21 protein-coding genes and 1 pseudogene are annotated in these 20,991 nt (G+C 58.9%); 14 read left to right on the top strand and 8 right to left on the bottom strand.

The annotated features are described in order from the left end of the window. Positions 1–267 precede the first annotated feature (267 nt). Positions 268–504, bottom strand: coding sequence for a hypothetical protein (locus tag D8M21_RS09930; RefSeq protein ID WP_126855841.1), 237 nt, complete (start codon positions 502–504; stop codon positions 268–270). A gap of 7 nt (positions 505–511) precedes the next feature. Between D8M21_RS09930 and D8M21_RS09925 the strand changes: the two genes are divergently transcribed. Continuing rightward, the gene (locus tag D8M21_RS09925; RefSeq protein ID WP_238651309.1) at positions 512–1,654 is read left to right on the top strand and encodes a ParB/RepB/Spo0J family partition protein; all 1,143 of its coding nucleotides are present in this window, start codon (positions 512–514) and stop codon (positions 1,652–1,654) included. 160 nt (positions 1,655–1,814) lie between these two features. On the opposite strand, the gene trxA is transcribed toward D8M21_RS09925, so the two are convergent. From trxA to D8M21_RS09900, 5 genes are all read right to left on the bottom strand, one after another. After that, entirely contained in the window at positions 1,815–2,141 is a 327-nt protein-coding gene (trxA, locus tag D8M21_RS09920) for a thioredoxin (RefSeq protein WP_048680715.1), read from the bottom strand. Positions 2,142–2,180: 39 nt separating this feature from the next. Further along, the gene (gene trxB, locus D8M21_RS09915) at positions 2,181–3,200 is read right to left on the bottom strand and encodes a thioredoxin-disulfide reductase (protein WP_446720502.1); all 1,020 of its coding nucleotides are present in this window, start codon (positions 3,198–3,200) and stop codon (positions 2,181–2,183) included. A gap of 242 nt (positions 3,201–3,442) precedes the next feature. Continuing rightward, positions 3,443–4,915, bottom strand: a complete 1,473-nt coding sequence (locus tag D8M21_RS09910) for a hypothetical protein (RefSeq protein WP_048680718.1) — start codon at positions 4,913–4,915, stop codon at positions 3,443–3,445. A gap of 71 nt (positions 4,916–4,986) precedes the next feature. Further along, on the bottom strand, positions 4,987–6,621 hold the full coding sequence (gene murJ, locus D8M21_RS09905; protein ID WP_048680721.1) for a murein biosynthesis integral membrane protein MurJ: 1,635 nt from the start codon (positions 6,619–6,621) through the stop codon (positions 4,987–4,989). Between the two features lie 63 nt (positions 6,622–6,684). Then, positions 6,685–7,185, bottom strand: coding sequence for an NUDIX hydrolase (locus D8M21_RS09900; protein WP_085528428.1), 501 nt, complete (start codon positions 7,183–7,185; stop codon positions 6,685–6,687). Positions 7,186–7,310: 125 nt separating this feature from the next. Between D8M21_RS09900 and D8M21_RS09895 the strand changes: the two genes are divergently transcribed. From D8M21_RS09895 to dnaB, 10 genes are all read left to right on the top strand, one after another. Then, a complete protein-coding gene (locus D8M21_RS09895; protein WP_048680898.1) occupies positions 7,311–8,732 on the top strand; it encodes a CCA tRNA nucleotidyltransferase in 1,422 nt (473 codons plus the stop codon). Between the two features lie 198 nt (positions 8,733–8,930). Next, a complete protein-coding gene (locus D8M21_RS09890) occupies positions 8,931–9,992 on the top strand; it encodes an ABC transporter ATP-binding protein (protein ID WP_065424270.1) in 1,062 nt (353 codons plus the stop codon). Positions 9,993–9,995: 3 nt separating this feature from the next. Next, positions 9,996–10,886 (top strand): ABC transporter permease subunit, encoded by an 891-nt coding sequence (locus tag D8M21_RS09885; RefSeq protein WP_048680727.1) that lies wholly within the window; start codon positions 9,996–9,998, stop codon positions 10,884–10,886. Between the two features lie 200 nt (positions 10,887–11,086). Beyond that, entirely contained in the window at positions 11,087–11,428 is a 342-nt protein-coding gene (locus D8M21_RS09880) for a TM2 domain-containing protein (protein WP_048680729.1), read from the top strand. A gap of 191 nt (positions 11,429–11,619) precedes the next feature. After that, complete coding sequence (gene rpsF, locus D8M21_RS09875; protein ID WP_030016483.1) at positions 11,620–11,919, top strand: 30S ribosomal protein S6; 300 nt, start codon at positions 11,620–11,622, stop codon at positions 11,917–11,919. 86 nt (positions 11,920–12,005) lie between these two features. Then, positions 12,006–12,623, top strand: coding sequence for a single-stranded DNA-binding protein (locus D8M21_RS09870; protein WP_048680903.1), 618 nt, complete (start codon positions 12,006–12,008; stop codon positions 12,621–12,623). An 85-nt stretch (positions 12,624–12,708) separates the two neighbouring features. After that, positions 12,709–12,945, top strand: coding sequence for a 30S ribosomal protein S18 (rpsR, locus tag D8M21_RS09865; RefSeq protein WP_048680746.1), 237 nt, complete (start codon positions 12,709–12,711; stop codon positions 12,943–12,945). A 21-nt stretch (positions 12,946–12,966) separates the two neighbouring features. Next, positions 12,967–13,416, top strand: coding sequence for a 50S ribosomal protein L9 (gene rplI, locus D8M21_RS09860; protein WP_048680749.1), 450 nt, complete (start codon positions 12,967–12,969; stop codon positions 13,414–13,416). A 158-nt stretch (positions 13,417–13,574) separates the two neighbouring features. Beyond that, on the top strand, positions 13,575–13,988 hold the full coding sequence (locus D8M21_RS09855) for a hypothetical protein (RefSeq protein ID WP_126855840.1): 414 nt from the start codon (positions 13,575–13,577) through the stop codon (positions 13,986–13,988). A gap of 435 nt (positions 13,989–14,423) precedes the next feature. Then, entirely contained in the window at positions 14,424–15,776 is a 1,353-nt protein-coding gene (gene dnaB, locus D8M21_RS09850) for a replicative DNA helicase (protein WP_048680754.1), read from the top strand. 59 nt (positions 15,777–15,835) lie between these two features. Here the strand turns inward: dnaB and D8M21_RS09845 are convergent, their stop codons facing one another. After that, on the bottom strand, positions 15,836–16,498 hold the full coding sequence (locus D8M21_RS09845) for a hypothetical protein (RefSeq protein WP_048680757.1): 663 nt from the start codon (positions 16,496–16,498) through the stop codon (positions 15,836–15,838). Between the two features lie 458 nt (positions 16,499–16,956). Between D8M21_RS09845 and D8M21_RS11515 the strand changes: the two are divergent. Together D8M21_RS11515 and D8M21_RS11510 are read left to right on the top strand one after the other, a co-directional pair. After that, positions 16,957–18,009: pseudogene (locus tag D8M21_RS11515) on the top strand (YeeE/YedE family protein); the annotation flags it as partial. A gap of 267 nt (positions 18,010–18,276) precedes the next feature. Beyond that, on the top strand, positions 18,277–18,480 hold the full coding sequence (locus D8M21_RS11510) for a sulfurtransferase TusA family protein (protein WP_238651317.1): 204 nt from the start codon (positions 18,277–18,279) through the stop codon (positions 18,478–18,480). A gap of 40 nt (positions 18,481–18,520) precedes the next feature. On the opposite strand, the gene D8M21_RS09835 is transcribed toward D8M21_RS11510, so the two are convergent. Next, entirely contained in the window at positions 18,521–19,483 is a 963-nt protein-coding gene (locus D8M21_RS09835; protein ID WP_048680763.1) for an aldo/keto reductase, read from the bottom strand. Between the two features lie 246 nt (positions 19,484–19,729). Between D8M21_RS09835 and D8M21_RS09830 the strand changes: the two genes are divergently transcribed. Further along, positions 19,730–20,941 carry a M20 metallopeptidase family protein gene (locus D8M21_RS09830; protein WP_238651303.1) on the top strand — a complete coding sequence of 404 codons (1,212 nt, stop codon included), beginning with the start codon at positions 19,730–19,732 and terminating at the stop codon, positions 20,939–20,941. Positions 20,942–20,991 lie beyond the last annotated feature (50 nt).

Genomic DNA, 20,991 nt, shown 5'->3' with positions numbered 1-20,991 from the left:
TGAATGTGGAAATCTGCCGACTACACGCACGGGGCCGGATAGACTGTTGGTAGTCAGCACAATTTAGAGGAGCATCGTGGCAGAACGACGTCGTGGACTTGGAAGAGGGTTGGGATCTCTGATCCCGACAGCACCCGAGCAAGAGGCCAAAAGTAGACAAGCCAACGAACAACAAGTCGTAGACACCTATGGCAAGAGCGGATCGAATCAAGGCGTTTCACGTGAAACGCCCGAACAGAGCTCTTCTCAGAAGACCACCCGGAAGGGTCAAGCTGCTAAGAATGCCACAGCTGAGAAGAGTTCTTCTTCTGAGCAAGCGACGAGTGAGTCGAAGAACTCCGCCACAAAGGCAAAAGTGACCTCGACTAAGACAACGTCCAAATCCACTGCGAAATCAAAGAAGTCATCGGCTTCAGGCGGTGCTGCCAAGGCTACTAACGCTGGTGGCAACGAGAAGGCTTCTCCCGTTTCACGTGAAACATCGGCAGCACGCACCGAAGACACTGATGAAGTGACGTCAAAGGCCAGTGGCCGCAAATCTGGCAATGCCAGGGCTGATATGGGTGCCGCATTGCGTAAGAGCTCCGGTGGTAGGCGTCCGGTGGACTTCTTCTTCCAACCCTCGACAGCAGCACAGGAATCCGTCAAGGCTTCGTCTGATCAAGCGTCAGAGAGTCAAGAGGCAACTCCTTGGGCTGGCCGTGACGAGGTTTCACGTGAAACGACGCCCACGAATGAGGACGGCGCGGCATCGAAGGCAAATGCTCATGCTGCAGCCTCGGACGGGCAGAGTGAAAGTAGCACCGACGGAACCAAGCTGGTAAATGTTCCTGGTGCGAAATTTGGCGAAATCCCGGTAGGGGACATCCACCCCAATCGGAAGCAACCGCGTCAGGAATTCGATGAAGATGAGATGGAAGAGCTCGTCCATTCGATTCGAGAGATTGGGTTGCTTCAACCCATCGTGGTGCGGCCTAGCGCCGAGCAGGGACCCGAATCGTACGAGCTGGTGATGGGTGAGCGTCGTTGGAGGGCGACCCAACGTGCCGGTCTCGACACGATTCCGGCTATTGTTCGAAATACCCAGGATGTAGACCTACTTCGTGATGCACTTCTAGAGAATTTGCACCGGAGTCAGTTGAATCCGCTGGAAGAGGCCGCCGCCTACCAGCAGCTGCTGAACGAATTTGGGACGACGCAGGATGAACTGGCTCAGCGCATTGGTCGTTCCCGTCCACAGATCTCCAACACCATTCGACTCTTGCGGTTGCCGGCTCTGGTCCAAAGGCGGGTAGCTGCGGGAATTCTTTCGGCGGGTCATGCTCGGGCACTCCTAAGCCTCAGTGACCCGGCATCGATGGAGAGGCTCGCGCAGCGGATCGTGGCAGAAGGTCTTTCCGTTCGGTCTGTGGAAGAAATTATCCAGTCAGGTTCTGCTGAAAAGTCCGCGAAGCCGGCACGTAAGCCTGTCGCCCCGCATCGCCATCACGAGCGGTTGGACTACATCGCTGACGCTTTTGCCGACAAACTTGATACGAGCGTCAAGATCAATCTCGGAGCCCGTAAAGGAAAGATGACCATTGAATTTGCCTCGGTTGACGACCTGAATCGGATTATTTCCGTTCTTGATCCGCAGATTGAGAAGGACCAGTAGGGGAGTGGAGGCTGGTTCTCTGAGCGAACCTGCTCCTGTCTGAAGGCTGATCCGTGCGTTGAGTGCGAGGGCGTCTCGACGTCACGGATGGGGCCTAGATGACAAAAAAGTCCCGGTGTGTTTCACGTGAAACGCACCGGGACTTTTTAGTTGATTTGGGTTACGCGAGGAAGTCCGCGAATTCCTTCTCGAGAATTGCCTTGGGCTTGGCTCCCACGGAGGTCTTGGCAACCTCTCCGTCCTTGAAGACGTAGATGGCGGGGATAGAGGTGATGCCATACTTGGCAGCGGTTTCTCCATTGTCGTCGACGTTGAGCTTGACGACGTCTACCTTGTCAGCGTGCTCCTCGGCGATCTGGTCCAGAACGGGTCCAACCTGGCGGCAGGGACCGCACCATTCGGCCCAGAAATCTACGATGACCGGACGGTCGCTCTTGAGGACATCCTCTTCGAATGAAGCGTCAGATACTGCTTTAGCGTTGCTCATGGAATTTCCTTTCAGATGAATTCTGTCGTGATCGTGGAGTTACAGGGATTCGAGGTAATGCTGGGCGTCAATGGCGGCCACACAACCGGAACCGGCTGCTGTGATCGCTTGTCGGTAGGTCGGATCGATGACATCGCCGGCCGCGAAGACGCCAGGCAGGTTGGTCTTGGATGAACGACCCTGAACCGCAATCGTTCCCTCCGCAGTGAGGTCCAGCTGTCCTTTGACAAGGTCTGTACGGGGGTCCGACCCAATAGCCACGAACAGGCCGTCGACCTCGAGGCGCTGGGAGAGACCGGACTTGAGGTTCTCCACCTGGAGAGCCTCCGTCTTGTTCTCACCTTCGATGCCTACCACGGCAGAATCCCACACAAAGGTGATTTTCGGGTGGTTGAGGGCCCGATCCTGCATGATTTCGGAAGCCCTGAGAGTATCGCGGCGGTGAATAATCGTGACGTTGGAGGCGAAGTTGGTGAGGAACAGGGCTTCTTCGAGGGCTGAGTCGCCGCCACCCACCACGGCGATGGGCTTTTCCTTGAAGAAGAAGCCGTCACAGGTTGCGCACCAGCTCACTCCGTGGCCCGAAAGGCGTGATTCGTCGTCGAGGCCGAGCTTGCGGTATTCGGATCCGGTCGAGATGATGACGGTTTTGGCGTGGTGGACCGTGCCATCTTGAAGAACGATCTTCTTGAGGTCGCCTGTGAGATTGACGCTTTCAACGTCCTCGTACCGGATATCGGCCCCAAAGCGCTCGGCCTGTTGCTGCATATTCGCCATGAGCTCAGGTCCCTGGATTCCCTCGATGAATCCCGGGTAGTTTTCAACCTCTGTGGTGGTCATGAGGTCACCACCGGCCGCGACGGAACTCGCGAAGACGACGGGCTTGAGGTTGGCCCGCGCCGTATATACGGCAGCGGTATATCCTGCAGGTCCGGATCCGATGATGGCGACGTCGTGCACGTTATTCTCCTCAGAACCGGACTGATGCGGAGTCTCCGCTTCCTTACCGGAGAGGTTGATCAACGGAGCGGCACCTTGTGAAAAGACGCTATCGGTCACTGAGTTCCTTTCATGACGGCCATGAACTGGCGGCTACCAAGAGTCGAAGACTGTGTGATGACTCGACTCGTTGAAGATCTGATGGTGAAACCTACGGGACCCTCGGAATATTCCGCAGTAGAAGCCAGAGGGCTCCCAGCGCATGGAATCAGGGTAAGACGACGCCCATAAGGCACACGTGGCCACCTAAGCCGCGCAGCGCCCTTCCGAGAGACCACTCAGCGTCCCGCCACGTGAGAGGGCTACTTCAACCCGATTTCGCCAATGTGGACACCGTTGTTGTATCCGCCAATGGGTGACGACACCTGAGGAAGCTTCGTGATGTACAACATGACGTACTGGCTCGACTTGGACTTGGCTTCATCCGAGAGATCAACCGTCGTCTTCCCGTTCTCGAATGTTCCCTGCCCGGCATTGGTGGCTCCATCCAAGCTGGGGGAGTCGTTGGTGAAAACGGTGAATTGCCCACCTGTGCTCTTCGGCGCATCAACGGTCAGCTGAGAGACTTTAGTCGGTTCCTGAAGCTTGATGGCCAACCCGATGCCCGAGACCAGGCCCCCAAAGTCGGGGGAAGAGAAACCGTAGCTCGTCCAATATGAGGAAGCGTTGCCATCAAAGGTTTTGGTGAGCGTGGCATCTTGGTCCGCCATAAAATCGGGGCGGTCGGGCACGAGGCGAGAGACCGAGGCGATCGTAGGTGAGGCTCCTGACGAGTTACTGGACGAATCGGAGGCCTCCGACGCTGATTGGCTTGATGCAGAGGTCACCGTTCCACTAGGAACCGATTCCGACCCTGAAACTAATTTGCCGAGGCGGCTAAAACCGAACACCACCAAGAGCAACAGCAAAATGATGATGACAATGGCCGTGATCCACAGTCCGATGGAGCTACCGCGACGACGGTTGTCTTCAGAGTCGTCGTAGTAGTCGTCATCGTCGTAGTACTGGCCATCATCCTCGGGGTACTCGCCCTCATAGGGCTCGTCCTCGTAGGTGTCGTGCTCAGGGGAATCGTACTCGTCGTGGGCGTCATGGGAGCCGCTGAAGTCGTCGTCAAAGTCGTAGCGGCTGTCATCGTTGTAGCTCGAATCCGCATCACGCCATGACGCGGCCGAGGCACCGGCGGCTCCACCTGCGACGTCGGTAGCGGCCCGATCAAAGAGTGAACCACCCCTCGAAGACCCTCGAGACGAACGGCGGGCCGGAGGTTCCTCGCCGAAAGCCTCGTAGTCGGCGTCGGTCCACTCGGTAACACCTGGAGAATCCTGGTTCCGCTCGTCGAGCTTGGCCTGCGGCGAAGTTTCCGTGCCAACCTGCTCATAATCGGAGGAAGGCGCCGTCGGAGCATCAGAGCCTCCGAAAATTTCGCCGCCCAGCTCCTCATTCTCGGACGAGGTGTTGTCCTGATGATCGGTCAGGAGGAGGTCAAGGAGGTCATTCGCCTGGGTGTGAGACGTGATCAGGTAGGTGATGTCGTCCGACTGACCAAGGTCGAGCACCTGGAGGGATCCGGACCGAGACCCTGTGGCGACGTCGCGAGCATTCTCGATCAGGAGGTCACTGTGCTCGGGGCTGGCGACGAGGATCGAGACCTTGCGCTCAAGGACTTGATCCTTGCCATCGAGAACCTGGTCTTGCGCGGCGGTCGTGATGATCTGACCGGTCACCTTATAGCGGCCGCCCAGAACGGAGCCGAGTTGGATAGCCTGCGTCAAAAGAAACCCCCGCGCTGTTTGGGTCGAAGTAACAGTTCGATGATACCGGCGGACCGGCCGAGTGGCTCTATCTAGCGTCCAAATCGTGCCAAGACAGGACGAAGTATTCCGTCAAGTTCCCTCACACGGAACATTCGCAGGGCGCCGAGATACACCACGCCCATGACCAATCCGCCAACAATCACCGTGATGAACGCGGTGATTTGGCTGTGCCACGCGAAGCCCTCGAAGGAACCTCCGCCCATGAGCCGAAGGGCGATATATCCAAAAACGCCAGCAAAAATCGCCGATATGGATACCCGGAGGTGAGTCTTGACGATATTCGCCAGGTCGTAATCTCCGAGCCACTTCTTCAAGCCTCGGTGGAACAGAAGCGTTGCCAGAATGTTTTGCCCCGCGTAGAGCCCAGCGAGGCAGAAAACAATGTATTGGGGCTGAATACGCCCAACCAGGAATCCGAGGACGATCACCAAAACTGCGGAGATGGCTTGATTGACCAGCGGAGTTTTGGCGTCCTCGTGAGCGTAGAACGCGCGTCCCATCATGAAGGCGATGGTCAGGAAGGGACCGCCGAGGGCGATCACCGAAATCACCTGCCCCACCACGGCACCTTGAGCGGGGGAGCCGCCGCCAAAGAGCATTCCGACCGGGCCGGCGAAGACCACGAGGGCCACCGCGCAAAATATGGTCGCCACGGAGCTGATGCGCAGGCCCTGGGACAGTGTTTGGACGAGCGAGGCGTCGTCATTGTTGTCCGCGTGACGAGACATTTGATTGAACAGCACGGTTGCGATGGACAAACCAATGACGCCGTGGGGCAACTGATACAGCATGGTCGATTGATCGAGCATGTTGTTGCCCGCAATCGGATGGTTGAACTGTTCCTGGAAACCTTCGGGCGTCGTAGCGATGTGTGCAAGGAAAAGGAAGGACAAGTTGGCAACGACGCCGGTCGCGAGGGTCCAGCTACCGAGCCGGGCAGCGGTGCCGAGACCGATGCCACGCCACCCCAGCTTGAGACCCAATCCGAGCTTCAATGCCTTGAGAGGAATAAACAGGATGACTGCCTGAGCCGCCACTCCGATCGTTGCCATTCCGGCGAGCCAGAACGTCTTGTCGGTGGTCCAATGCGAGGGGTCGTGTTGACCGGTCTGCCAGGTGCCGAACAGTGCGATGAATACCAGCAACGAGGCGATGGCGACGACGTTATTGAGTACCGGAGCCCACATATACGCACCAAAGGCACCGCGAGCATTCAGGATCTGGCCGACTACGGTGTACAGGCCGTAGAAGAAGATTTGGGGGAAACACCAAAGAGCGAATGTGGTGCCCATATCCAGCTTTTCCGGGGACCAATCGCTGGCCATGACCGAAATGATGGGTCGGGCACACAGCACCACCAGGAGGGTGATGACAGCCAACCCAATCACCGCCAACGAGAGCAAACGCGAGATATAGTCCGCGCCTCCGTCGGGCTTTTTGGATGCCTTGATGATTTGCGGAACTAACACCGCATTGAACATGCCCGCAGCCACGAGGACATAGATGAGGTTCGGCAAGGTGTTGGCCAGGGCGAATACGTTACCGGTGGTGGTGGAAGCGCCAATGGCCACCGCCAGGAGCATCGTCTTCACGAAGCCCAGAACGCGGGAGACCATGGTTCCCGCGGCCATAATGGCGCTGGAACGTGCACCGGTACGTGCCATATCTGTTCTGCCTAACGATGGAGGAATGGGAGTGACCTTTGCTGGGCCATCACCCACACGGTTCTACAGCTGATGGATGATGTATTCCCTGGCGATGTCTGCGATACGCCGTTCATTGGGGAACGATAATTTTCGACCGAGGTCATCGATATTGGACCAGGCGACGTCAATGGCCTCGTGATCAGGGTCTTTTTCGGTGGTTAGGTAACCACCGGTTGCTTGAAGGAGGAAGTGGTGAACCGTCTTGTGGACACGGTGTCCGGCGACGGTGAACCAGTAGTCGATGGATCCGAGGGGTGCGAGGACGCGTCCGGCAATGCCCGTTTCTTCCTCGATCTCACGACACGCGGCTTCCTCATTAGTCTCTTCGCCTTCTGGATGACCCTTGGGAAGACACCATTCGAGCCTGCCGCCGCGATTGATGCGCGCGATGATGGCGACGGGATGATCCGTGGTCTCAAGATCGACGACGATACCCCCGGCAGAGACTTCTTCCACCGTGGGCAAGGGCGAAGGCGGGGTGAATGCCCGCTTCTTCGGCGCCCGGGGAACTGGAAAAGTCATACGTCCACCTTACAGAGTTCGACCTTGACACGTGCGGGAACGGCACCCGTGTGAAGGTGCCCTTGTCTCGGACGGTGACAGAGGCGCGCACCGTCGTCGTGGATTTCTGGCACGATTTAAGCACTATGGCAAACCTCTTTGACAGCTCATCGATCCACCCCGTCGCTCTAGAACTCGGCAAGCTCTTTGAGCAGCGAGGATTCGAGCTGTCCCTGGTGGGTGGCCCCGTCCGCGACCTTTTCCTCGGTGAAACTGCCTTGGATCTGGATTTCACGACGAATGCCACACCTGACGAAACCCTTGATGTGGCGAGCGATTGGGCCGACGCCCACTGGGAGATTGGCCGAGACTTCGGAACCATTGGCTTGCGCAAGGGTGATGCCATGATCGAGGTGACGACGTATCGCGCTGAGGCCTACGACGCGGACTCGAGGAAGCCAACCGTTGCTTTCGGGCGAAAATTGGAGGACGACCTTTTCCGCCGGGACTTCACGATTAATTCGATGGCGTTGAGGCTACCGAGCCTCGAGTTGGTCGATCCGTACGGCGGTGTGAAAGATCTCTCCGCTGCCGTGCTCCGCACGCCGGGGACGCCCGAAGACTCGTTCTCGGATGACCCGCTGCGCATGATGCGAGCCGCGAGATTCGTTTCTCGCCTGGACATCACCCCCGCACCGGAACTTGTGCAAGCCATGAACGACATGGCGGAGCGCATCACCATCATCTCCGCGGAACGGGTGCGCGACGAACTCGTCAAACTCATCATCGGGAAGAACCCGCGGCGAGGCATAGAGTTGCTGGTCAACACCGGGCTCGCTGCACATGTTCTGCCCGAAATCCCGGCGCTTCAAATGGAAACGGACGAGCACCATCACCATAAGGATGTCTATGAACATTCCTTGACGGTCATGATGCAAGCCGTGGATCTCGAAACGGGACCTGATGGTGCCGTGCCTGCACCAGATTTCACGTTGCGCTTTGCCGCCCTCATGCACGACGTCGGCAAGCCCGCCACCCGAAAGATCGACACCAATGGCGCAGTGAGCTTCCGTCATCACGACGTCGTCGGGGCCAAACTCGTGAAGAAGAGAATGCGGGCGCTTCGATTCGACAATGAAACCATCAAGAACGTGGCCAGGCTCGTTGAATTGCACATGAGGTTCTACGGATATGGCGACGCCGGATGGACCGACTCGGCAGTACGCCGGTACGTGAGAGACGCCGGCGATCAACTGGAACGACTCCACCGACTGACTCGATCGGATGTCACGACCCGCAATCGCCGCAAAGTGCAACGCCTCCGAAAGGCGTATGACGACCTGGAGCGCCGGGTCGCCGAATTGGCGGAGCAAGAAGAACTTAACTCGATGCGGCCTGATCTTGATGGCCAGCAGATCATGAGCATTCTGGGAATCGAACCTGGACCTATGGTCGGCAAGGCATATAACTATCTGCTCAATCTTCGCTTGGATGAAGGAAGCTTAGGGCCCGAAGAAGCGGAACGGCGCTTGAAGCAATGGTGGGCCGAATCCAACACGGTGAATTAACGGTTCTTGGGTCGTCACAGAATGTCCACACAGCGAAGAGAATCCGCTTGAGGTAGTGCTAGGCACCAGTGCGAACTCATACCCAGGTATGAAATATGCTCCGGTCCGTGAATTGCCAGGGAATGTCAAGGACTTAGCCCTTAGGCTGGTTACGGACGACATTTACCCCGGTCAGTGCCGGGCAAGGAAGGAGCCACCATGATCGAGGTCTCTGGCCTCACCAAGCAGTATGGGTCCAAACGTGCCGTCGACAATATTTCCTTTGCCGTCCAGCCGGGTAAGGTCACCGGATTCCTGGGACCGAACGGCGCCGGCAAGTCGACGACGATGCGCATGATCCTGGGCTTGGAGAAACCGACGGCGGGCGAGGCGCTCGTCGATGGAAAGCGATACAGCGAACTTTCCTCGCCTCTGACGAGTGTTGGAGCGTTGCTCGAAGCGCGAGCCGTACATCCTCGTCGTAGCGGTGTGAATCATCTCCGGGCCATGGCCCTCACACACGGCATCCCCAAGTCCCGCGTGGACGAGGTCATCGAGATCACCGGGTTGAGCAGCGCGGCTAATAAGAAGGTCGGCGGCTACTCCTTGGGAATGGGGCAACGACTGGGCATCGCCACCGCGATCCTCGGCGATCCGACCACCGTGATTCTGGATGAGCCGGTCAACGGCCTCGATCCCGAGGGCGTCATTTGGGTTCGTCAGATGGCCCGGTATTTGGCTTCGGAAGGCAAGACGGTCTTCTTGTCGTCGCACCTCATGTCGGAAATGTCGCAGACCGCAGATCACTTGATTGTGATCGGTCAGGGCAAGGTTCTGGCGGATCAGCCGTTGAATGAATTCCTGAATCAAGCTGGAGACGACCGAGTGTTGGTTCGTACCGACGATCCCAACGCTTTGGCCGAGGCTTTGCGGCAGGATCAAGTTGGCGTGACGCAGCAGAGCGACGGCTCCTTGTTGGTCAACGGCACCGGTCGCGAGGTGGCCCAACGGGCGCAGTCGCATGGTGCGTTGCTGTGGGAAATTACCCCGCAACAGGCCAGCCTCGAGCAGGTCTACATGTCGATGACGAAGGATTCCGTCGAGTACCGCTCGTCGGACCCGAACCAGGGCCTCAGCTCCGGAGGTGCACAGCCCGGCCAGAATCCTGGGGGTGCGCACGCACCGGATCAGGTACAGGCGAATAACGAACCACAGTCTTCCGGCTACACCCCGGAGCACTCCACCGAACAGGCCACCCCCTGGAATCAGGAGGAGAAGTAAGCAATGAGCACAACCGTAGATTCACGTGAGCGGCAGGGATCCCAACCTGCCCACTCCAACGAAGCGAAGCACAAATTGTCGTTCTTTGGCGTTCTCCGTTCTGAGTCGTTGAAATTCCGCACTTTGGTGTCCAGCTGGGTCATGTTGGCCATCACCATCGTGCTGATGGCGGGGTTCTCCGCCTTGACGGCAGCTCAGGCCCGTACGGTCAAGAAGGCTCTGGACGACGCCATCCAAAACGGGAAACAGCCCGACCCCTACCTCATGCAGGTGGGTAACCCTGCCGACGTGGCACGGCAAGCCGTCGATTCGGGATATATCTTCGCCTATATCATTTTGGCTTCGATGGCCGTGGTTTTCATCGCCTCGGAATTTGCCAATAAGTCGGTCATCTCGACGCTCACCTCAACGCCTCGTCGCGGCATGGTGTACGTCGCCAAGACCGTGCAGATCACCATCGTGGCGATCATCGCCGCCATCATCTCCGGGGTCCTCGCCTGGCTCATGGCTCAGTTGGTGCTTTCCCCGGTGGATCTCACCTTCGGCCTCTTTGAGGAACAAACCCTGATGAACATCGTGGGTCTGATCGTGGTATTCGTGCTGACGGCATGGATGGGCATTGGTCTGGGCGCGATCATCCGGAATAACGCGGGCGCCATCGTGATTTTGGTGGTCCTGCTGTTTATCCTGCCCCTGTTGTTGATGCCCTTCCAGTGGGAGTGGGTCCGGGACTTCCAGGGCTACATTCCTCAGCAGTTGAGTGGCATCCTCACCAACCCCTTCGAGCCGCAGAGCGACCCGAAGTACGTGGAGGCAGGCCTCTGGTATGCCCTGTGGGCTGTCGTTCCGCTGATTCTTGGATACTTCTCCTTCACTCAGCGCGACCCCAAGTAATGTGAGCGCCCCTTTGCGGTAGCAAGCGAACGATGGCGGCGGTGTTGCACCGTCGCCATCGGTGTCTCCAGGTGCCGAAGCGGAGCGAATCGTCCACGCATCGCGAAAATCAAGCGCCAGGATCCCACCCCAACCATGCCGACCGATAATCTAGTAATCCCGTAGCCTGCGGGGATATTGGACCGAATTGAGGAGTAGCCATGAGCCACCCGCAGCCCGAGCACCATTCGCCGCAGTACATCAATTCCGACGGCAGTGCGCGGCCGGTATATGTGGTGAGGAAGAGTCTGGTGCTCTCTTACGTGCTCTGGTTCTTCTTGGGCATTTTCGGTATCCACAAGTTCTACCTACGCGCACCCTTCATGGGAGTCTTCTACCTGATCCTTCACGGACTGGGATGGCTCCTTGCGCCGATCCTTATCGGCTACATATTCTTCGGAATCTTGGGGCTCTTGATGTTCATCGACCTCTTCACAATGCCCTTCCGTGTGGGCCTTATTAACGCGGGGGAGACGGCCCGTCTGAACAACCGCCGCTTCTAGGGCCCGACGACGCCGCGCGCCCTGGCGGGTGACATGGCTCCCAGAGGGGTGCTCTTTAGATAGCAGGTGCTGTAAAGTCGTGTAGGTCTGTGTCGACTCGGTCAATCCCCGAGTGATCAGGCAACGCACATGCGAACCTCCTGCTACGGAAATACCGTAGCCGCCAAAGACCAAAGGAGGTGGGTTCAAACATGCGTGAATACGAACTCATGGCCATCATTAACCCCGAGGTTGACGATCGCGCCGTTGAGACGACCCTCAACAAGTTCCTCGATGTGGTCCGTAAGAACAACGGCACCATCGAGAACATCGACATCTGGGGCCGTCGCCGTCTGGCATACGAAATCCAGAAGAAGACCGAAGGCATTTACGCCGTCGTCAACTTCACGTCCGAGCCGGACGTCGCCAAGGAACTGGACCGCGTTCTTAACTTGAACGAGTCCATCATGCGCACCAAGATCATCCGCCCGGAAGAGCAGAAGATCTCCTAGTTTCCACAATTGCGCCGGAACCGTCCCATGGGGCAGGAACCGGTGGTTGACTGGAAGCACTATTCAATACGACTCAGGAGGTCATGATGGCTGGAGAAACCATCATCACGGTTGTCGGAAACCTCACCGGCGACCCTGAACTGCGGTTCACCCCCTCGGGTGCCGCGGTCGCGAACTTCACGATCGCCTCGACTCCGCGAACTTTCGACCGTCAGAGCGGCGAGTGGAAGGACCAAGAAGCCTTGTTCCTTCGTTGCTCGATCTGGCGCGAGGCTGCGGAGAACGTCGCCGAGTCCCTCACCAAGGGACAGCGTGTGATCGCACAGGGTCGTCTCAAAGCACGGTCGTATGAAACCAAGGAGGGCGAGCGCCGCACCTCGATGGAGCTGGATGTCGATGAAATCGGCCCCTCGCTCCGCTTCGCCACCGCGTCGGTCAACCGTAACCAGCGCTCCGGAGGAGGAAACTTCGGGGGCAGCCAGGGCGGATTCGGTGGGAACACCGGTCAAGGCCAAGCTGCGGGTGGTGCCCAGGGAGGTACCGGAGGAAACTTCGGCGGCTCCAACGGGTACGGCGGCAACGGTTTTAACCAGGGTGGAAACCAGCGGGGTGGCCAGCAGGCTCCCGCGGCGGATCCCTGGGGTCAGAATTCCGGTGGAAACTACGACTGGAGTGCTGGCCAGGACGACGAACCGCCGTTCTAAACCGAGGCGCAACCTTCCGATCCATGTATTAACCCATCCCGCGGTGTGAAATCCGCGGGCTCCACAACACTGAAGGAGCACCACGATGGCTAAGGCTGAAATCCGTAAGCCCAAACCAAAGCAGAACCCGCTCAAGGCTGCTGAAGTCACCGAGATCGACTACAAAGATGTCGCTCTCCTGCGTAAATTCATCTCCGACCGCGGCAAGATCCGTGCGCGTCGCGTCACCGGCGTGACCGTTCAGGAGCAGCGCAAGATCGCTCAGGCCATTAAGAACGCCCGCGAAGTTGCCCTGTTGCCCTACTCCGGCGCTGGCCGCTAAAGAGAAGGAGAGTAGAAGAACATGGCAAAGATTATTCTGACTCAGGAAGTCAGCGGCCTCGGTGCCGCTGGCGACGTCGTTGAGGTCAAGAACGGCTACGCTCGCAACTACCTCATGCCCCGCGGCCTCGCGACCGTGTGGTCCAAGGGCGGCGAACGCCAGATCGAGTCGATCCGTAAGGCCCGCGAGGCTCGTGCGCAGCACAACCTCGAGGACGCCCAGGCTCAGGCCGAGAAGCTCTCGGCCGCAACGGTCACGGTTCCGGTGAACGCCGGTGCCGAGGGTCGTCTCTTCGGTACGGTCAAGCCGGCCGCTATCGCCGACGCCATCCAGGCCGCAGGCCTTGGCTCGGTCGACAAGCGCGCCGTGACCATCGAGAAGAACATCAAGCGGACCGGACGCCACACCGTGGCCGTTCGCCTCCACGAAGATGTCGTTGCCAGCATCGAGATCGACGTCGTCGCATCCTAAATGCTGGTGACCACGCCGTGGAACACCTTGTGTGAGACCGTAGCGTGAGCATCGAACGAAGCCCGGTGTCTCTCCCCTTGGGAGGGGTACCGGGCTTCGTTGTATGTCACGAACTGACGATTCAGAACACGGTCAGATTCCCGTGGAAGGATGAAGGAATGGCCCCAACGAGTAAGCAGTCCGAATGGGAAGCGATGTGGGAAGACGCCGACGAGACCGGCGCTTCACAGACCCCGGGTCGATTCAAAAGGATCGGACGGAAGAGCAATCGCTTTCCGTTGTTGCCCAGCACGAAATTGCTAGTTATCGCCACAGGCTTCTGGGTCGCTTCCATCGTCTTGATCGTTCTCGGATTCCTCGCGGGGAACACTGGATCGACGTCCACTGTCCTCGGGTTCTTCCTGGTGTGCCTGGTCGTATCGGCCATTGCTGCAGCCTTCGCGAGCTTCTTGGCCCTCTTTGGCCTCTTTAAATATCGACGCCGCAAGGCCCTGAACATCATCCTGCTGCTGATCTCCGTGGCCACTAACCCGTTGGTTCTCCTGATGGTCGCGATGAACGGCGTGGCGTAGGAAACCGACGCTCACCACAAAGTGAAGTCGTCATGCCCAAACACCAAGCCTTACGGGCTACTGGATGAGCCGTGTGATGACTTCGAAGCCCACAATGTTATCAACAGGTGGACCTCCCGCCTGTGGATAACTCGGCGAAAATCACTCGAAACCAAACCTTCAACCCTCACGTGAGGGGTGAATCTTCGAAAAATTAGGGCAGTTATCCACAGCCTGTGCATGGGATAATCCCTGATATTTCGCGGTTTTCGGTACTACAAATTTGTTTATCCACACCGATATCCCCAGAGGGTCCACAAGAGGGATTCGCTTTTGCACAAGTTATCCACAAGATGAGTTGTGTCAGGCCGGAAACCGGACAGTCGGACGGCTTCCACGGCGTACAAGAGTCAGTAGGCTGGGGTAGCAGCGGTGAAGAAAAGGAGTCACGAATCGATGTCTGAAGCGGTCCAAGAACACGACGGCGGGCGGACCCCACCCCAGGACAACGTGGCCGAACAATCTGTGCTCGGCGGCATGATGTTGTCCAAGGACGCCATCGCAGACGTCGTCGAGGTTCTCATGGGCGTCGACTTCTACCGCCCCGCGCACGAGTCCATTTACGACGCGATCATCGATCTCTATGGCAAAGGCGAACCCGCTGACGCGATTACCGTCGCGGATGAGCTGACAAAGCGGGGAGAGCTCAGTCGAGTCGGCGGTGCGGCGTATCTGCACACGCTAATTTCGTCCGTTCCCACGGCCGCCAATGCCGGTTTCTATGCGGAAATCGTCCGCGAACGCGCCGTTTTGCGTCGTCTGGTGGAGGCCGGCACCAAGATCGTCCAACTGGGCTATTCGCAGGACGGCGAGGTCGACGACGTCGTGAACCAGGCGCAGGCCGAGGTGTACCAGGTCGCTGAACGCCGAACGTCTGAGGACTACGTCATCCTCAAAGAGATCATCGGCGAAACCGTCGAAGAGATCGAAGCCAACGGGGACAAGACCGACGGCATGCAGGGTGTTCCGACGGGATTCTATGAGTTGGACGAGCTAACTCATGGACTCATGGGTGGACAGATGATCGTCGTGGCCGCCCGTCCGGCCGTGGGTAAGTCGACGCTAGCGTTGGATATCGCTCGATCCGCCGCAATTCACCACAATCAGGCCGCGGTGATCTTCTCCCTGGAGATGTCCCGCAACGAAATCGCCATGAGGCTCCTTTCCGCCGAGGCCTCCCTGAACCTATCCGACCTGCGCCGAGGCTCGCTGGAGGATAGCCAGTGGTCCAAGATCGCCGAAGTGATGGGCCGGATGGACAAATCGCCCCTGTTCATCGACGATTCCCCGAATATGTCCATGATGGAGATCCGGGCCAAGTGCCGGCGTCTCAAGCAGAAGAATAATTTGCAGCTGGTGGTGCTCGACTACCTGCAGCTCATGTCCTCCGGTAAGCGCGTGGAATCGCGTCAGCAGGAAGTCTCCGAGTTTTCGCGTTCGTTGAAGCTCTTGGCCAAGGAGCTCGAAGTCCCGGTCATTGCGCTGTCGCAGCTTAACCGTGGTTCAGAGCAGCGAAATGACAAGAAGCCGATGGTTTCTGACCTGCGTGAGAGTGGTTCCATCGAGCAGGACGCCGACATGGTGATCCTGCTTCACCGTGAGGATATCTACGACAAGGAATCGCCGCGTGCCGGTGAGGCAGACGTGATCGTGGCGAAACACCGTAACGGTCCGACCAAAACGATTACCGTCGCATTCCAGGGCCATTATTCACGCTTTGCCAACATGGCCAACGACGGCGGATTCTAAGCAACGTAATGTGGGGCGCTCGCCTGCAGGTGAGCGCCCCACGTTCCGGCATCACCGGTTTATGCTGGCGTGACGGAGAAGTGGCCGCCCTTCATGGTGTATTTCTGGGCCACTCCGTTTTCGTCTATGGCGACAATTGAGGCCACGCCGTCTTCGTTAATATTCAGTTCGAGGGCGTCGGTGAACAATTCATTGACGTCGTTCGGCAGGGTCTGATTCGCCGTATATCCATCGTCCGTGGGGCGCAGGACGACGACGGACGCTCCCGACGTGAAATAGACATTGCCCTCACGGTCCACGTTGGTGTCCGCGAAGTTGACGGCCGTGACACTGTCCGGCTGTCCATCGGTCAGCGGCACGGAACTCGTGCCATTGTCTTGGGAGAAGCCCACGGCACGACCGTTTTGGTACACCGCATATCCCACTGCGCCTTGTGCCAGGGAAGTGTCCGTTGGTGGGGTACCCAAGAAGTAGGTGCGAATCTCGAGCTCGCCAAACTTCGGATGGTTAACGACTTGGCGTGTCGTTTCGTTCCACGTTCCGCTCCAGGTGTCCTCAATCGTGGGCAACTGGGGTTGTGCTTCTTGTTGAGTCGAAGCCTGTGGAGCATCTGTGCCTTCTGCCAGGGCTGGGGTTCCGGCGGCGAGCGTGACTGCCAGGAGGCAGGCGCCGCCACCCGCGGCTAGGGCTGATGTGAAGTGGTGTGATTTCGTTGTCCTCATGGTGGTCCATTCCTCTCATCTCGGTCCGCCGAATCTAGAAAAGACTCGACTGTGGTTCCGAGTCGTTGGTGTTTCCCATCATTTGTGGATGACACTATGTACCCTCCCGAATCGTGAGGCACAAAACAAGGAATTCTTGAAATTATTATCAAACTGATGCTGTGGTCACGGATAAGTAACGGGTGAAAAAATCCTGGCCGCGAAAGGTGGCCACGAAAGAAATCTCTGACACTGCACTGCTGGCGATCCAGGGCCATGATGAATACGAATCGTTTTCGGAATGCGGCGAGTTTTATATTTGAAGTTTAATAATTTCGTGACGACGGCATGAAGGCCTTTAGGAATGGGTGACCTATTAAACCCTTGTCCGGTGCCCCATCAGATGGAAAGGGTCGGCTCGTCGTTTCCGTTGTCGCCATTCCCGCTCGTGAACTCGGCCCGAATGAGCACAACGCACGATGACGCCGGGTTACCGTCCCTTAGGTGCCTCCGGCCGTCCACGAGTAGCTTCGTCGGTACGCATCACTGCACCGACTGAGAAAGTACCGAACCGCATGATATTCACTGGCCTGATCGTGGGAGCCCTCTTGGGTGTCGTCTTGCAGCGTGGACGATTCTGCGTGACGGGGATGCTCCGAGACATTTTCCTGTTGCGGTCTTGGCGCACGTTCACCGCTTTGATGATCGTGATCGCGGTGCACGCCGTCGGTATTGCGGTGCTCACTGGCGTCGGCGTAATTTCGCCCGAATATCCGACCTTTGCACCTGCAGCCGTGGTGGTCGGTGGGCTGCTCTTCGGCATGGGGATCATCCTCGCGGGAGGGTGTGCCTCGGGGACGTGGTACCGCGCGGCCGAAGGTCTCGTGGGGTCGTGGCTTGCGCTGGCAATGTATGCGCTGTCTTCGGCAGCGATGAAGAAGGGCGCCCTCGGCGATCTCAATACCAGTTTGAAGTCGTGGGATACGGGACTCACGACGATTCCTGCAGCCCTCGGAATCTCACCGTGGCCCTTCGTGATTATTTTGGTGGCCGTCACGGTGCTGATGGTGCGTCATTTCCTCAAACGGGAGCGACAGTCCGTACGCCCCGCGAGCCTTGGCGGACGTGCACGGTGGAAGCGGCCCCTCCACTTTTACGTCGCCGCCGTGCTGGTGGGAATTCTCGGCGTCGTTGCGTGGCCCCTATCCGCGGCTGCCGGACGCAACGACGGATTGGGAATTACCTCGCCGTCGTCGAACGTGGTGAAGTTCATCGCCACGGGTGACGGGTCGTCGATCGACTGGGGCGTGATGTTGGTGCTCGGTCTGTTCGGTGGTGCCCTCGTGGCCGCCAAGGCTACCGGTGAATTCCGGGTTCGCGTTCCCGACGCCGTGACAGCCACCCGATCCGTGGTCGGCGGCGTGATGATGGGCGTCGGTGCGTCGTGGGCTGGGGGCTGCACCGTTGGTAACGGCATGGTGCAAACCAGCCTGTTCAGTTTTCAAGGGTGGGTGGCCCTGGTCTTCATCGCGTTAGGTGTGGGCCTGGGCGCCAAATTGTGGCTCAAGCCCTCCACAGCTGGATCCAAGGCATCGCAACCGGCTACGGCAGATGCGTACTCCACCGATCAGAGTCTCGGTGGGGCGGCAGGATCCGACGACATCGAAAACCAGCCCACTTCAGGTGGCACGGCGCCCTTCGCGGGATTCGCGACGGCGCCTGGTGCGCTCGCGGTCAAGGCGCCGCAGGTCTCGACGAAGGCGCGTGACCTTGGCGGTGGTTACTTCGCGCTCGACTCCTTGGGTGCCGTATGCCCGTTCCCCCTCATCGAGGCGAAGGATGTGATGGCGACGCTGTCTAGCGGGGACCACTTGGTCATCGATTTCGATTGCACGCAGGCGACCGAGGCTATACCGCATTGGGCCGCCGAAGATGGCCACGAGGTCACGGACTTCCAGGAGCGGGGAGAGGCCAGCTGGCAGATTACCCTTCGAAAAGGGTAATCGGCGGGTTTCACATGGCCCCTCCCCGCCATGAGGATTCTTAGGCGAAAGTCGCCGACGCCGCGTCGAGTTTCTGCACTTCCTCTTGCTCGATCTTCAGATCGGCCGCTGCAAGCACGTCTGCGAGCTGCTCGGTGTTTCGCGCGGAAGCAATGGGCGCCGTGACGCCCTTCGCTAGCAGGTAGGCGAGGGCAACCGAGGTGATCTTCGCATCGTGATGCTGCGCGACGTCGTTGAGAGCGTCGACCACGGCCAACCCCTCGTCGATGCTCGCTTCAGAGAAATAGTCGTCGATCATGCTCTTGCGGGCCGCGCCGTCCAAGTCTTGCGCGGAGCGGTATTTGCCCGTCAGGAACCCTGAGGCGAGAGCAAAGTAAGGAAATACCGCCGTATCGAACTTCCTCGCGATCGGAGCATAATCCTGCTCGAAGCTTCGCCGCTTCAACAGGTTGTAATGCGGCTGAATTGCCACCGGAACGCTCAGGCCTTCGGCGGTTGCGAATTCAAACCACCGGGTCATGCGCTCCGGAGAATAATTCGAGAGGCCGATATTCCGGGCCTTCCCGGAGCGGACAATCTCGTCGTAAGTTTTTGCCTGATCCTCGATGGCGACCGATTCGTCGTCGAAATGCGCGTAGTACACATCGATGTGATCGGTCTGCAGGCGGCGTAGGGAATCATCCACGGCGGCGTGCACGGTATCCCGTGCTTGCCCCGAATGTTCGGGATGCTGGCCGGCCTTGGTCGCAATGATGACGTCGTCACGTCGACCGCGAGAGGTCAGCCACTCGCCGAGAACGGTTTCGGACTCACCGCCGGTATGGCCTTCGGCCCACGCGGAGTACACGTCCGCGGTGTCGATAAAGTTGCCGCCGGCTTCGGTGAAGGCGTTCAGGACGGCGAAGGATTCCTCTCGGTTGGAGGTCCAACCGAACGTGTTGCCGCCCAGATTGATAGGGAACACCGAAAGATCGGTGCGGGGGATGCGTCGTAGGTCTGCCATGATTGCTCCTTCGTTGTTGGGCCGGAAGCGTGGATGCGACCGCCACACATTCCTCACAACACCCCCGCGCGTGGTGGATATTCCGGGCGACAGGCGCTCGCTCAACCTCTTGTCACAACATTGCATGGCAAACTTGCTTGGGTAAGGTAAAACACAAACTTGGGAGACGCACCTCATATGCGGGGTGCGTTTTCTGTTCTTCAACTCGTCGTCTTTGTGAGGAATGGCCGCCGCATTATGTCGAAAGTGACCGAAGTGATCTCGTCCGCTGTGTCCGAGCACGCCGCCGAAATGGTGGCGTTGAGGCGGGAACTTCATCAGATCCCGGAGCCCGGCCTCCACTTGCCGCAGACCACGGCACGGGTGCGCCAGGAATTTGAGGCGCTCGACATGGAGATCACGGACGCCAACGAGGTCTCCGGGTTTGTGGCAGTGCTTCGGGGCGGACGGGGTGCGGCCACGCCCTTGGCCGAGCGTCCGATCGTTCTGCTCCGGGCCGACATGGACGCCCTGCCCGTCACCGAGGAAACCGGGCTGAGCTGGGCTTCCCGCAACGGCGCGATGCACGGATGCGGCCACGACATGCACATGGCGGGGATCGTGGGCGCGGCCCGGGCACTGCATGCCGTTCGCGAAGAATTGGCCGGCGACGTCGTCTTCTTCCTGCAACCCGGTGAAGAGGGTTGGGATGGCGCTCAGCACCTGATCGACGAGGGCCTCCTGGAAGCCGCCGGCCGACTTCCCGATCACGCGTATGGATTGCACGTGTGGTCAGCCCAGTACCCCGCCGGAACCATCACCGCACGCCCCGGCCCCCTCATGGCCTCCTCCGACACGATGATCGTGCGGGTGCATGGTCGCGGTGGTCACGGATCGGCTCCTCACAAGGCTCTGGACCCGGTGCCGATCGCCGCGGAAATGGTCACCCAATCCCACGTGCTGGTGACCCGCGAATTCGACATCTTCGAGCCCGTCGTGGCGACGTGCGGCAGCGTGGTTGCAGGTTCGGCCGCCAACGTGATTCCAGATCACGCCACGGCCAAGTTCACGCTACGCGCCTTCACCCCGGAAACCCGTGATCGTCTCATGGACAGCCTCACCCGATTGTTCAACGGCATCGCGGCAGCACACGGCACGACTTGCGAGATCGAATCCCGCAAGCTCTACCCCGTGACGATGAATCACGACGACGAATCCGCTTATCTTGCCGACGTCAGCGAGCGGTCCTTCCCGGGGCGCTGGACCGAGCTGGACCGCCCCGTCGGCGCCTCGGAAGACTTCTCCAAGATCCTGGAACGCATCCCGGGGGCCTTCGCGTTCGTCGCGGCCGTCGACCCGGAGAAGGACTATCAGACAGCGCCCTTCAATCACTCTCCGTTCGCGACCTACGACGATTCCGTTCTAGGGGATTGTTCCCGCCTCCTGGCGGACCTCGCCCTGGGCCGACTCACCTCATGACCTCCCTGGCCACTTGAGGTCGACGACGTCCGACATCACCGCACCCGAGC

It is taken from the genome of Kocuria sp. HSID16901 (assembly GCF_003989425.1).
Taxonomy (GTDB): domain Bacteria; phylum Actinomycetota; class Actinomycetes; order Actinomycetales; family Micrococcaceae; genus Rothia; species Rothia massiliensis.
Note: the sequence above shows the minus strand (reverse complement) of the source record. Positions and strands in the feature narration are given on the sequence as shown.

Bases quoted from the DNA above. Each gene is read 5' to 3' on its own strand.
- dnaB (WP_048680754.1), top strand. From the start codon at position 14,424: ATGTCTGAAGCGGTCCAAGAACACGACGGCGGGCGGACCCCACCCCAG.
- D8M21_RS09855 (WP_126855840.1), top strand. From the start codon at position 13,575: ATGGCCCCAACGAGTAAGCAGTCCGAATGGGAAGCGATGTGGGAAGAC.
- rpsR (WP_048680746.1), top strand. From the start codon at position 12,709: ATGGCTAAGGCTGAAATCCGTAAGCCCAAACCAAAGCAGAACCCGCTC.
- D8M21_RS09835 (WP_048680763.1), bottom strand. From the start codon at position 19,483: ATGGCAGACCTACGACGCATCCCCCGCACCGATCTTTCGGTGTTCCCT.
- D8M21_RS09895 (WP_048680898.1), top strand. From the start codon at position 7,311: ATGGCAAACCTCTTTGACAGCTCATCGATCCACCCCGTCGCTCTAGAA.
- rpsF (WP_030016483.1), top strand. From the start codon at position 11,620: ATGCGTGAATACGAACTCATGGCCATCATTAACCCCGAGGTTGACGAT.
- trxA (WP_048680715.1), bottom strand. From the start codon at position 2,141: ATGAGCAACGCTAAAGCAGTATCTGACGCTTCATTCGAAGAGGATGTC.
- murJ (WP_048680721.1), bottom strand. From the start codon at position 6,621: ATGGCACGTACCGGTGCACGTTCCAGCGCCATTATGGCCGCGGGAACC.
- D8M21_RS09880 (WP_048680729.1), top strand. From the start codon at position 11,087: ATGAGCCACCCGCAGCCCGAGCACCATTCGCCGCAGTACATCAATTCC.
- D8M21_RS09845 (WP_048680757.1), bottom strand. From the start codon at position 16,498: ATGAGGACAACGAAATCACACCACTTCACATCAGCCCTAGCCGCGGGT.
- D8M21_RS09890 (WP_065424270.1), top strand. From the start codon at position 8,931: ATGATCGAGGTCTCTGGCCTCACCAAGCAGTATGGGTCCAAACGTGCC.
- D8M21_RS09885 (WP_048680727.1), top strand. From the start codon at position 9,996: ATGAGCACAACCGTAGATTCACGTGAGCGGCAGGGATCCCAACCTGCC.
- D8M21_RS09870 (WP_048680903.1), top strand. From the start codon at position 12,006: ATGGCTGGAGAAACCATCATCACGGTTGTCGGAAACCTCACCGGCGAC.
- D8M21_RS09900 (WP_085528428.1), bottom strand. From the start codon at position 7,185: ATGACTTTTCCAGTTCCCCGGGCGCCGAAGAAGCGGGCATTCACCCCG.
- rplI (WP_048680749.1), top strand. From the start codon at position 12,967: ATGGCAAAGATTATTCTGACTCAGGAAGTCAGCGGCCTCGGTGCCGCT.